Origin of the sequence: Nitrospina gracilis Nb-211, assembly GCF_021845525.1 — a bacterium.
In the GTDB taxonomy this organism is placed as follows: domain Bacteria; phylum Nitrospinota; class Nitrospinia; order Nitrospinales; family Nitrospinaceae; genus Nitrospina; species Nitrospina gracilis_A.
Genome location: NZ_JAKJKD010000001.1, coordinates 1,350,803 through 1,363,133, shown reverse-complemented (window position 1 = coordinate 1,363,133; position 12,331 = coordinate 1,350,803). Strand labels below are relative to the sequence as shown.

The 12,331-nt window shown below is 58.1% G+C and carries 13 protein-coding genes; 3 read left to right on the top strand and 10 right to left on the bottom strand.

Translation table 11 applies throughout. The annotated features are described in order from the left end of the window. The first annotated feature begins 2 nt into the window (after window positions 1-2). Both uvrA and J2S31_RS06430 read left to right on the top strand, forming a co-directional pair. Window positions 3-2,876, top strand: a complete 2,874-nt coding sequence (gene uvrA, locus J2S31_RS06435; RefSeq protein WP_237098245.1) for an excinuclease ABC subunit UvrA — start codon at window positions 3-5, stop codon at window positions 2,874-2,876. A gap of 147 nt (window positions 2,877-3,023) precedes the next feature. Next, entirely contained in the window at window positions 3,024-3,443 is a 420-nt protein-coding gene (locus J2S31_RS06430) for a CBS domain-containing protein (RefSeq protein WP_237098244.1), read from the top strand. Window positions 3,444-3,515: 72 nt separating this feature from the next. Here the strand turns inward: J2S31_RS06430 and J2S31_RS06425 are convergent, their stop codons facing one another. The 10 genes from J2S31_RS06425 to J2S31_RS06380 form a co-directional block, all read right to left on the bottom strand. Continuing rightward, entirely contained in the window at window positions 3,516-3,935 is a 420-nt protein-coding gene (locus J2S31_RS06425; RefSeq protein ID WP_237098243.1) for a F0F1 ATP synthase subunit epsilon, read from the bottom strand. Window positions 3,936-3,940: 5 nt separating this feature from the next. Beyond that, entirely contained in the window at window positions 3,941-5,353 is a 1,413-nt protein-coding gene (atpD, locus tag J2S31_RS06420; RefSeq protein WP_237098242.1) for a F0F1 ATP synthase subunit beta, read from the bottom strand. Window positions 5,354-5,395: 42 nt separating this feature from the next. Next, entirely contained in the window at window positions 5,396-6,253 is an 858-nt protein-coding gene (atpG, locus tag J2S31_RS06415) for an ATP synthase F1 subunit gamma (RefSeq protein ID WP_237098241.1), read from the bottom strand. Beyond that, window positions 6,254-7,759: a F0F1 ATP synthase subunit alpha gene (gene atpA, locus J2S31_RS06410; protein ID WP_237098240.1), complete on the bottom strand. Its 1,506-nt coding sequence runs from the start codon at window positions 7,757-7,759 to the stop codon at window positions 6,254-6,256. Further along, on the bottom strand, window positions 7,756-8,310 hold the full coding sequence (gene atpH / locus J2S31_RS06405; protein ID WP_237098238.1) for an ATP synthase F1 subunit delta: 555 nt from the start codon (window positions 8,308-8,310) through the stop codon (window positions 7,756-7,758). The genes atpA and atpH overlap by 4 nt, the downstream gene beginning before the upstream one ends. Before the next feature lie 41 nt (window positions 8,311-8,351). Continuing rightward, window positions 8,352-8,864: a F0F1 ATP synthase subunit B gene (gene atpF, locus J2S31_RS06400; protein ID WP_237098237.1), complete on the bottom strand. Its 513-nt coding sequence runs from the start codon at window positions 8,862-8,864 to the stop codon at window positions 8,352-8,354. 83 nt (window positions 8,865-8,947) lie between these two features. Beyond that, on the bottom strand, window positions 8,948-9,175 hold the full coding sequence (gene atpE, locus J2S31_RS06395; RefSeq protein ID WP_005011080.1) for an ATP synthase F0 subunit C: 228 nt from the start codon (window positions 9,173-9,175) through the stop codon (window positions 8,948-8,950). Window positions 9,176-9,201: 26 nt separating this feature from the next. After that, window positions 9,202-9,933 carry a F0F1 ATP synthase subunit A gene (locus J2S31_RS06390; RefSeq protein WP_237098236.1) on the bottom strand — a complete coding sequence of 244 codons (732 nt, stop codon included), beginning with the start codon at window positions 9,931-9,933 and terminating at the stop codon, window positions 9,202-9,204. A gap of 9 nt (window positions 9,934-9,942) precedes the next feature. Continuing rightward, entirely contained in the window at window positions 9,943-10,248 is a 306-nt protein-coding gene (locus tag J2S31_RS06385; RefSeq protein WP_237098235.1) for an AtpZ/AtpI family protein, read from the bottom strand. Window positions 10,249-10,657: 409 nt separating this feature from the next. After that, window positions 10,658-10,984 carry a 4Fe-4S ferredoxin gene (locus J2S31_RS06380; RefSeq protein WP_237098234.1) on the bottom strand — a complete coding sequence of 109 codons (327 nt, stop codon included), beginning with the start codon at window positions 10,982-10,984 and terminating at the stop codon, window positions 10,658-10,660. Window positions 10,985-11,307: 323 nt separating this feature from the next. Between J2S31_RS06380 and holB the strand changes: the two genes are divergently transcribed. Next, on the top strand, window positions 11,308-12,324 hold the full coding sequence (holB, locus tag J2S31_RS06375; protein WP_237098233.1) for a DNA polymerase III subunit delta': 1,017 nt from the start codon (window positions 11,308-11,310) through the stop codon (window positions 12,322-12,324). The last annotated feature ends 7 nt before the right edge of the window (window positions 12,325-12,331 follow it).

Below are 12,331 nucleotides of genomic sequence, written 5' to 3'. Positions count from 1 at the left end.
TCATGGCACTCGAAAACATCACCATCAAAGGCGCGCGCGAGCACAACCTGAAAAATATCCACCTCACCCTTCCGCGCGAAAAGCTCGTTGTCATCACCGGCCTGAGCGGTTCGGGAAAATCGTCCCTCGCCTTCGACACCATTTACGCCGAAGGCCAGCGCCGCTATGTCGAGTCGCTCTCCGCCTACGCCCGGCAGTTTCTGGAGTTGATGGAAAAGCCGGACGTCGATTATATCGAAGGCCTGTCGCCCGCCATCTCCATCGAACAGAAGACGTCGAGCAAGAATCCGCGCTCCACCGTCGGCACCGTCACCGAAATCTACGATTATCTGCGCCTCTTGTATGCGCGCATCGGCCGCGTGTTCTGCTACGGGTGCGGCCGAGAGATCGCGTCGCAGACCGTCCAGCAGATCGTCGATCAGGTGCAGGCCATTCCCGAGGGACGCAAGCTCATGATCCTCGCCCCCGTGGTGCAGGGCCGCAAGGGCGAGTTCAAAAAGGAAATCCTGGAACTGCGCAAGAAGGGCTTCGTGCGGGCGCGCATCGACGGCGAGGTGAAATCGCTGGAAGACGACATCGTTCTCAACAAAAAATTCAAACACACCATCGAGGCGGTGGTGGACCGGCTGGTGATCAAGGCCGACATGGGCAAGCGGCTGGCGGACTCCGTCGAGATGGCACTCGGCCAGGGCGAAGGGTCGCTGGTGGTCTCGCTCCTCGAGGACAAGAAAAACAACCACGCGGCGGAAGAACTGCTGTTCAGCGAAAAGTTCGCGTGCAGTTACTGCGGCATCAGTTACCCGGAACTGGAACCCCGCCTGTTCTCGTTCAACAACCCGACGGGGGCGTGCCCGGAGTGCGACGGCCTCGGCAACCGCATGGTGATCGACCCCGACCTCGTCGTCCCCGACAAGTCGTTGTCCATCCGCCAGGGCGCGATCCATCCGTGGCAGAAGAAGACCACGGTGTACTTTTTCCAGATGCTGGATTCGCTGGCGACACAGTTCAATTTCAAACTCAACACTCCGTTCAAGGACCTGCCGAAAGCGACGCAGGACGTGCTTCTTCACGGCACCGAGGACGCGGTCAAATACTTTTACGAAAAAGACGGGCGGCGGAAATCCTACACGGGCACGTACGACGGCGTGATCCCCGACCTCGACCGGCGCTATCACGAAACCGAGTCCGCCTCGACGCGCGATGAGATCGCGCAGTACATGCGGGCCCTGCCCTGCCCCACCTGCAACGGCACCCGCCTCAAGAAAGAAGCGGTGTCGGTGAAGGTCGGCGGACACAACATCATCGACCTCACCTCCTTTTCCATCGGCCAGTTGAGCGAGTATTTCGAAAAACTCACCTTCACCGAGCAGGAGTTTTCCATCGCCCGCCGCATCGTGAAGGAGATCAAGGAGCGACTCCAGTTCCTGGTGGACGTCGGGCTCGATTATCTGACGCTCAACCGCACCTCGGCGACGCTGTCCGGCGGCGAGAGCCAGCGCATCCGGCTGGCAACGCAGATCGGCTCCAGCCTCATGGGCGTGCTCTACGTATTGGACGAACCCAGCATCGGTTTGCATCAACGCGACAACGACCGCCTGCTGAAAACGCTGACCACCCTGCGCGATCTCGGCAACACGGTGATCGTGGTCGAACACGATGAGAACACCATCCGCGATGCTGATTACGTGGTGGACCTGGGCCCCGGCGCGGGCATCCACGGCGGCGAGGTGATCTTCTCCGGTCCGCCCGACGAGTTGCTGAAGGACACGAAATCGCTGACCGGCCTGTACCTGTCCGGCAAGCGCGAGATCCCGGTACCCGCCAAACGCAGAAAAGGCAACGGGTATTTTCTGGAGATCGCCGGAGCCCGGCAAAACAACCTGAAAGACATCGGCATCCAGTTGCCGCTGGGTGCGCTGACCTGCGTCACCGGTGTCTCCGGATCCGGCAAGAGCACGCTGGTCATCGATATCCTGTATAAAGCGCTGGCCCAGCATTTCTGGAAAGCCACGGACAAACCCGGCGCGTTCGACAAGATCAAGGGCATCCAGCACCTCGACAAAGTCATCGACATCGACCAGTCGCCGATTGGCCGCACGCCCAGATCGAACCCGGCCACCTACACCGGCCTGTTCACCCTGATCCGCGATCTGTTCAGCGAGGTGCCGGAGGCGCGCGTGCGCGGCTACAAACCGGGACGGTTCAGCTTCAACGTCAAGGGCGGGCGCTGTGAGGCCTGCCAGGGCGATGGTATCATCAAGGTCGAGATGCACTTCCTGCCCGACATCTTCGTCACCTGCGAAGTGTGCCACGGCAAACGCTTCAACCGCGAAACGCTGGAGATCCAGTACAAGGGGAAGAACATCTCCGAAGTGCTGGAGATGACGACGGAAGAGGCGCTCGATTTCTTCCAGAACATCCCGTCGATCCGCACCAAACTGCAAACCATCACCGACGTCGGGCTCGATTACATCCACCTGGGCCAGCCTGCCACCACCCTTTCCGGCGGCGAGGCGCAACGGGTGAAGCTGTCGAAGGAACTCAGCAAACGGAGTACCGGTCAGACCCTGTACATCCTCGACGAGCCGACCACCGGTCTGCACTTCCACGACATCGGACACCTCATGCACGTGCTGGCGAAGCTGGTCGATGCGGGCAACACGGTGATCATCATCGAGCACAACCTGGACGTCATCAAGACCGCCGATCACATCATCGACCTCGGTCCCGAAGGCGGCGACCGTGGCGGCCAGGTGGTGGCGACGGGCACCCCGGAGGACGTGGCCGCCAATCCGAAGTCGTACACGGGCCTTTATTTATCAGACGTTTTGAAGCCTTCCACTCGCACCCCGCGTAAAAAAACAGCAAAAGCGTAGTCTCGTCGAACCCCGAAAAACCACCTTTCTTCCCCGTCCTGGGGACTCTTTCCTTGCACACTTTTGGCCGGTTGCCCGTACAATATGGGTGGTTCCATATTGAGCCGCGGAATACTGGCTCGCCGAGGCAAGCAAGGAGGTGTTCCAATGAAGAAACGCAAGCAGGAAAACCCGATCGAAGAAGTGAGCGACTACATGACCGCGCCCGTGATCACTATCCCGGAGACAAAAACCATCAAAGACGCGGCAGAGTACATGCACGATCAGCAAGTGGGGTCGCTGGTGGTCCTGCAGGGAAAGAAGCCCGTCGGTATCGTCACCGAAACCGACTTCGCGCGCAAGGTGGTGGCCAAGGGGCTGAACCCGAATACGGCGAAGGTGGCGGACATCATGACCACGCCCCTGCAGACGATTGACTGCCACGAATCGGTGCTGGACGCCAACAAGCTGATGGCGAAAAAGAAAATCCGTCACCTGGTGGTGATGGACAAGGAGGAGTTGGTGGGAATCGTTTCAGTGCATAACCTGGTGCACTACTTTTCAAACCCGCGCATCCGCACGTTTTGACAAGCTTTCCGGCGGCATCACCCCCGGCCTCCCGAAAACACCCGCAGGAGGTACAGGGGAAAAGCCCCGTGCTTATTCGTTGCCCTTGCTTTCGATGCGGGCCAGGGCGCGGAACAGCTTTTTCTGCGCCTCGCGGAGCTCGGCTTCCTCAAGGTCGGGTTTGGCCAGGATGGCCTCCGCCTTGGCCTTGGCTTGTTGCGCCCGCGCCAGATCGATGTCGCTGAGATACTCGGCAGTCTCGGCCAGCACCGTAACGCGGTCATTGGTGACTTCCGCGTAGCCGTGACCGACAACGAGCGAGATGATCTCGTCGCCCTTCTCATAGGAAAAACTTCCGGGCCGCATGGTGGTGAACAGGGGCGCGTGCAGGGGCAGGATGCCCAGATCGCCCTCGCTTCCGGGAATGTTGACCTGGTCCACGCTCGGATCGTTGACCATCTCCCGCTCCGGCGTGACCAATACGAAATGCAGTTTCTGATTGTCTTCGGCCATGCTCATCAACCCTGCTTCTTGAGTTTCTCGGCTTTTTCATACACCTCATCGATGGCGCCGCACATGTAGAACGCCTGCTCGGGGATGTCGTCCAATTTGCCATTGACGATTTCCTTGAAGCCGGTGATGGTGTCGGCCACCTTGACGTACTTGCCAGGCGCACCGGTGAAGGTTTCCGCAACAAAGAACGGCTGGGACAGGTATTTCTGGATTTTGCGCGCCCGCGCCACCAGCATTTTGTCTTCCTCGGTCAACTCGTCCATACCCAGAATCGCAATGATGTCCTGCAATTCCTTGTAGCGTTGCAGGATGCGCTGAACTTCGCGCGCCACGCCGTAGTGCTCCTCGCCGACGATCGCCGGGTCGAGGATGCGCGACGTGGAGTCCAGCGGATCCACCGCCGGGTAGATGCCCAGCTCCGAGATGCGCCGGTTGAGAACGGTGGTGGCGTCCAAGTGGGAAAACGTGGTCGCCGGGGCCGGGTCGGTGAGGTCGTCCGCCGGAACGTAAATCGCCTGAACGGAGGTGATCGATCCTTTCTTCGTCGAGGTGATGCGTTCCTGCAGGTTGCCCATCTCCGTGGCCAGGGTCGGCTGATAACCGACGGCGGACGGGATGCGGCCCAAGAGAGCCGATACTTCGGAACCCGCCTGCGAGAAACGGAAGATGTTGTCGATGAACAGCAGTACGTCCTGCCCGCCGACATCGCGGAAGTATTCGGCGATGGTGAGGCCGGTCAGGCCCACACGCATGCGCGCCCCGGGGGGTTCGGTCATCTGCCCGTAGATCAGCGCGGTTTTGTCGATAACCTTCGACTCGATCATCTCATGGTAAAGGTCGTTACCCTCGCGGGTGCGCTCGCCCACGCCGGCGAACACCGAGTAACCGCCGTGCTCGGCGCCGATGTTGCGGATGAGCTCCATGATGAGAACGGTCTTGCCGACACCTGCGCCGCCGAACAGCCCGGTCTTGCCGCCTTTCAGGTACGGCTCAAGCAGGTCGATGACCTTGATGCCGGTCTCCAGCATTTCCATACCCGTGTCCTGCTCGTCCAGGGGCGGCGCGTCGCGGTGGATGCTCCACGTCTCCTGCGACTCGACCTTCGGTTTCTGGTCCACAGGTTCGCCGATGACGTTCAGGATGCGCCCGAGGACTTTCTCGCCAACGGGAACGGAGATGGGACGACCGGTGTCCTCCGCATCGATGCCGCGCACCAAGCCGTCGGTGGGATGCATGGAGATGGCGCGGACCGCATTGTCACCCAGATGCTGTGCCACTTCCAGGGTGATGATTTCCTCTTCCCCGCTTTGTGCCGGTTTTTTGATGTGGATCGCATTGTACAAAGCCGGCAGTTGGCCGTCCTTGAAGCTGATATCCACTACGGGACCGATTACCTGGATGACTTTTCCTACGTTCATCAAACGCTCCTTTACTTGGTCGTCTTGGTCGATTCTTTAAATTCAGTCTTTCAGCGCTTCCGCCCCGTTGACCACTTCAATCAGTTCTTTCGTGATGTATGCCTGCCGCGTACGGTTGTAGAACAGGGTCAACTGGCCGATCATTTCCTTGGCATTGCGCGAGGCGTTGTCCATCGCCGTCATGCGGGCGCCGTGTTCACTGGCACTGGACTCCAAAAAGGCGCGGTACACCTGCAAGGTCATGTACCGTTTCAGAATATCTTCCAGTATGCTTTCCTCATCCGGCTCATAGATATAATCCACCGGGTGCGCGTCTTCCGTTTCCTCCGGTTCGATGGGCAGTAACTGTTCGCGGATGACCTCCTGCCGGAGAACGGATTTGAACTCGTTGTACACGAGGAAGATGTGGTCCACTGTTTTATCGATGAACAACTGGCCGAGCTTCTCGCCGATCTCCACCGCCTTGGCGTAGTTGAACTCCTTCGTCCAGCCCGGATAGTTCTCCTTGATTTTATAGGGGCGGCGCTTGAAGTAGTCGCCTCCCTTTTTGCCCGCAAGAAACAGGGAAATGTCGCTACCCCTGTTTTCCTCAATGACCTGGGAAGCCATCTTGATGATGTTGGCGTTGAAGGCGCCGCACAACCCGCGGTCAGCGGTGATGATCACCAAGAGAACCTTGTTGCCTTCGCGCTCGTTCAACAGCGGATGCAGGTCGTGGTTGCACCGCGCCGACAGGTGATTCAGCACGTCACGCAGTTTGGTGGCGTACGGCCGGGCGGTGAGGATGGCCTCCTGCGCACGGCGTAGTTTCGACGCCGACACCAGTTTCATGGCCTTGGTGGTCTGCTGAGTGTTCTTGACACTCCGGATGCGGTTTTTAACGTCGCGTAAGCTAGGCATTTATTTGAACAATTCCTTGAACTCTTTGACCGCAGCGGCCAGTTCCTGTTCGGTTTCGTCGGAAAGCTTCTTTTCCTTCTCGATGGTGTCCAGAATTTCCTGGTGCTTCTCTTCCATGAAATTCAGGAACCCTTCCTCGAAGCGGCGGACATCACGTACCTTGATGTTGTCCAGATGACCGCGCACACCGGTGAAGAGCGACACCACCTGCTGAACCGCGGACAGCGGCTGGTACTGCGGCTGTTTGAGCAGTTCCACCAGGCGCTCACCGCGGGCGAGCTGGGCCTGCGTGGCGGCGTCGAGATCACTGCCGAACTGAGAGAACGCGGCCATCTCGCGGTACTGCGCGAGGTCGAGGCGCAACTGACCGGCCACCTGTTTCATGGCCTTGATCTGCGCCGCACCGCCGACGCGGGATACGGAGAGACCGACGTTGATCGCCGGGCGCACGCCAGAATAAAACAGGTCGGTTTCCAGATAAATCTGCCCGTCGGTGATGGAGATGACGTTGGTCGGAATGTAGGCCGACACGTCACCCGCCTGCGTTTCAATGATGGGCAGAGCCGTCATCGATCCCGCACCCAACTCGTCGCTCAACTTCGCGGCGCGTTCCAGTAAGCGGGAATGCAGGAAGAAAACGTCGCCGGGGTACGCTTCGCGTCCCGGGGGGCGGCGCAACAGCAGGCTCAACTGGCGGTAGGCCGCCGCCTGCTTGGTCAGGTCATCGTAAATGATGAGTGCATGCTGGCCGTTGTCGCGGAAATACTCGCCCATGGCGCAACCCGCGTACGGCGCGATGAACTGCATCGGAGCCGGGTCGCTGGCGCTGGCGGAGACGACGATGGTGTAGTCCATCGCTCCGTGCTCTTCCAGAGTCTTGACGACGCGCGCCACCGTGGACCGTTTCTGGCCGACGGCGACGTAGATGCAGAACATGTTCTGGCCCTTCTGGTTGATGATGGCGTCGGTGGCAACGGCGGTCTTACCCGTCTGCCGGTCGCCGATGATCAACTCGCGCTGACCGCGGCCAACGGGGATCATGCCATCGATGGCCTTGATACCGGTCTGCATGGGTTCGTGAACGGATTTACGGTCGATAACGCCCGGCGCGATGCGCTCGATGGGGCCGCGCTGCTTGGCGTTGATGGGACCCTTGCCGTCGATCGGCTCGCCCAGAGCGTTCACCACACGGCCGACCAGTTCCGGTCCGACCGGCACGTCCATGATGCGGCCGGTGCGCTTGACTTCGTCGCCTTCCTTGATCAGGTTGTCGAAGCCCATGAGCACGGCGCCAACGTTGTCCTCTTCCAGGTTCAGAACCATGCCGGTGACGTCGTTCGGAAAGTCCACCAGTTCACCCGCCATCGCTTGTTCGAGGCCGTAGATGCGCGCAATGCCGTCGCCGACGGAGATGACGCGGCCGGTTTCCTTCAATTCGATTTCGGACTCAAACCCTTCGATCTGCTTCTGGATCAGGGTGCTGATTTCATCCGCTCTAAGACTCACAGTAGGACCTCCTCCTTCTCAATCGACCGTCGCAACAGCGCCAGGCGGTTCTTGATAGTGGCATCGGCGACCCAGCTTCCAATACTGACGCGGATGCCGCCGAGCAACGACTCGTCCACCTGGCTGTCGATCACCGCGCTTTTTCCCAAAGCCCGGTCCAGGGACGATTTCAGTTTGTTCAATTGTTCCTCGGATACAGGGTAGGCGGCCACGATCTTCACCCGCACCTGATTGAGCCGATCGGCCACCGTTTTCTCAAAATGTTCCCGGATGTTCTTCAGATAAGCCATCTTGTTGCGCTTGACCAGCATCTCCGCTACCTTGCGGACTTCCTTGCCCGCCGGTATGTTGTCGCAGAGCGACATCACGAACGCGAGCTTCTTATCGTCCGGGATGGCCGGATGCAGAAAGAACTTGGGCAGTGCGGGGTCGGACTGGATGGCGTCGTCCAGATCGCACAGGTGGTCCAGCGCTTCTTGCAATTTGGCGTTGTCCTCAATGGAAGCGGACAGCGCTTCGGAAAATCGTTTGCCTATCTGGTTTTCAATCATCGTGTCTTCAGTTCACGGCAGGACGGCCAAAGCCGCCGTGCCTAGTTCTTCTCCAGGTTGCGGACCACCTCGTCGATGGACTCGTCCACCAGCCGCTTTTTATCGTCGTCCTGCATGGTGCGGCGCAGGATTTTCTCAGTGGAGGCGATGGTCAACACGGAAACATACTGCCGGATCTCCCCCATCAGCTTGTCGCGCGCCACCCGGATTTCGTGCTCGGCTTCCTTCTGCATCTGCCGCACCTTGGACTGGGTTTCGTTGAGGGTTTTTTCCTGCAGTTTGCGGGCCTCGTCATGCGCCAACTGGACGATGGTGCTTGCCTTGTCGTGCGCGGTCTGGAGCTGGTCCTGAAACTCCTTTTTGATTTTTTCCGCTTCCACCCGCATGGCTTCGGCGTTTTTGATGTCTCCGGAAATTTTCTTCTGCCTCTCCTCCAGCATCTGCAGGATGGGAGGGAAGGCGTACTTCTTCAACAGCCAGAGAAGAAGGGCGAACGAAATGATCGACCAGAAGATCAAAGAAGAAAATACCGATACCTGCTCTAGTTGTGGCATTGTCCGGGTGACCTGGGATGAAGGTTGTTCATAAAGGTTGCCGTACCTGGATGCGCCCCGGAGGGCGCGTCACTAGAGTGCGTTTACGCTTTACCCATCAGAATAAAGGCAAGAACCAACGCGTACAGCGCAACGGCTTCAACCAGCGCGAAACCGATCCAGCAATACTTGGCCACGCGGCCCTCGGCATTCGGCTGACGACCAACGGTCTCGATGGTCGTGGCGAAGATGTTGGCGATACCGATCGCCGCACCGAAGAACCCTGCGGCGCACAAGCCCATTCCCAAATATGCTGCGGCAGCTGCTTCCATCCTGGAACTCCTCTCTTATGATTGATTTAATGCAATTTAATAACGTCCCCGATGTAAACACACGTCAGGACGGTGAATATATAAGCCTGAATGAATGCGATTGCGACTTCCAACACATTGATGACGACGGTGAATCCGAACGGCATCCAACTGACCCACGCCGGTGCGGTGAGCGTCAACGCAAACAGCACCGCCAGTACCGTGTGGCCCGCGGTCATGTTGGCGAACAGACGCACAGACAGCGATACCGGCCTGGCCAGCATGCTGATGATTTCGATCGGGATCATGAACGGGATCATGAGTTTGGGCACACCGGGCGGCACGAGGATGCTCATAAAATGCCCGCCGTGCTTGGCAAAGCCGATGACCAGCGTCATGAAAAAGATGATGAGGGCGAACGCGCCGGTGACCACCAACTGACTCGTCATGGTGTATGAACCGGGCACGAGGCCGATCAGGTTACAGGTCAGAATAAAGAAAAACAGGGTGGCGATGAAGGAAAAGTACTTCTTGCCGTCCTGTTGTCCAATAAACTCATCGACCATGCCCTGAATGAATTCGAGAGAGACTTCGGCAACGCTCTGCCCTTTGCCGGGCACCAGCCGAAGACCGCCTTTGATCACCACCATGAACAGGAAAAAGACCAGGGCGACGCCCACCCACATGACGATGACCGCCTTGTTGATGGAAAGGTCGAGCCCCAGAACCTGGATGGGGATGATGGGATGCAGTTCAAAGTGGTGAAGCGGGTTTTCCATTCCTACCTATTATTTCTTTAAGTCGTCGCGGTTGGGATCTGGAGGACCGTCATCCAAATCCGTTTTGTTTTCGTCCTCGTTTTCGGGGTCGTCCTGCCCCCAGTCCTGCTCCATGCTCATCGCCGTCCGGTACACGTTGAGCACCCCGGCGGCGCCGCCGAACAACACGCCGACCGCGAGAAACCAAGGATCGGTCCCCAGAAAGTGATCCAGCGCGTACCCCATCAATGCCCCGATGAGGGTGGCGACGGTCAACTCGGTGCCCAGTCTGAACGCGTAACTCAGGCCCTGGCGTAGGGAACTCCCGGATTTCATTTTTTTGTCAGTGGGGGTGACAAGGCCAGATAAGGCTGAAAACGCCTCATCATACCAACATGGGCCTTGTTTGCCAAAAGAAATTCTTGAGTTGCCTCAAGGACCTCAGGGGTTTGACAAAAATCTGAAATGTTCGCGCGGGGTCCGCTCGAAATTGGGAGAAAGGAATGCCGGCAACTGCCAAAACCGCCCCTCACCTCAATAACTTACCCTGCAACAGGGGCCGGTCCGGGTCGCGTCACTTCTGGACCGTTTGGGCCGCAAAAAAATAACGCCGAACTTCTCACCTGTCAATTGAAAAATCCAGCGTCATGGTGCCCAATGCGGGTTAGCCTGAAATGGGGAAATCATTTGGATTCCGCTCGCCCTACACCCTCTCGCAGAACCGGAAACCTCCGCCGGCTGGTGTTCAGTAAGGCATTTCCCCGTATTTCTCTTCGTATTCCGCCAAGGACAGCATATCGATGGCATCCCACGGACAACCTTCCAGAAAGGTATCCATCGGTCCCTTGGAAGTACACTTTTTACACCCGATGCAGAGCAGTTCATCGACCATCACCACATTGAAGGCCGGCGCATACGGATTCTGCACTTCGTACATGCAGTTTTCCACCGGACACTCGGTGATGCAAATCGGCGACCCACTGCATCCGGTGCAGGCCTCGTTGATGACCGCAAGCTCTTTCGGTTTGCGTTTTCTTTGGGCGGAGCGCTTAGCCCGTTCAGCTACTGCCATGGCAATATTTCCATACGATTGAATTATCGTTTCATTCACATTGTAACAAACAGGGCAAATATATAACAAAATCCAAATGAGGATTCAATATCAAACCCACATTTTTCCAATCCTTAGCCACCGCCCCCCCGCCTGTGCAGAAATGGGCTTTTTCGTTTACAGGACCGGAACCATATAATAATATGAAAGGGTTTGAGTTTGAGCATGACCCCAATGCGGGTCCCCGCCGTGCTTTCAGAGGGTGCGGAAGCCGGTCTCAAACTTAACGAAAGTTCCAGCGTTTATATCATAAACGTTTGTATATATGAAGTTATCAGGTCTCAATGAATTTCGAAACCGTCCTTGGCCAAGGCCAGGCTAAACATATTCTCGACCGTGCCCTCGAGCACGGTACGGTGGCGCATGCGTACCTCTTTTTCGGCCCCGAAAGCGTGGGTAAAAAGCGGACCGCCCTGGAGTTCGCCAAGGCGCTGAACTGCGCCCCATCCGGCCCTCAATCCGCCTGCGGCGAATGCCCTTCCTGCCGCAAAATCGATCTGGGTCAGCACCCGGACGTATTTCTGCTGGAACCGACGAAAAAAGCCTCGTCCCGCGATGTCAGCATCAGCATCGACGAAATCCGCGACCTGCAAAAGAAACTCGGTTTCACCCCCTATGAAGGCCGCTACAAGGTGGCGGTGATCGACGGCGTTGAAAAGATGAACCTGCAAGCCTGCAACGCCTTCCTCAAAACCCTGGAAGAGCCTCCTGCGTCGACGGTGCTGATTCTGGTGACGGCGAACCCGTACCAGATGCTCCCCACCATCATTTCCCGGTGCCAGGGAGTGCGGTTTCATCCTTTGCCGCAGGACGCCCTGCGCGCCATTCTGGAATCGCACCCGGATGCCGAAAGCATGCTGGATGAGGAGATCGAGTTACGCATCTTGAGATCACAGGGCCAGGTGGCGCGGGCGCTGGGGGAAGACGTGGCGGAGATTGCGCGTTACCGCGAGGAGTTGCTGGCGCTCCTGAGCCAACTCAGTTTCCACAGAATGGATTTGCTGTTTCAGTGGTGCCGGGAGACGGGCCGCGGCTGCGACCTGCCGCAGATTCAGAAAACCCTGGAGGAACTGCTGGGCCTCCTGCGCGACATCGCTCTTTTACAGGCGGGGTGTGCTGTGGAGACGCTGAGCAACCGCGACCTTGCCGGGCGGCTCGCTCCCCTCGCCCGAAGCAAACCGCGGTCCGCCATCCTCAACATGATGGAGTCGGTATTCCGCACGCGCAATCTGCTGGAACGCAACGCCAACGTTCAGCTTTCCCTGGAAAACATGCTGATGCAATTCTGCGAAGCGGCATGAAGGACGC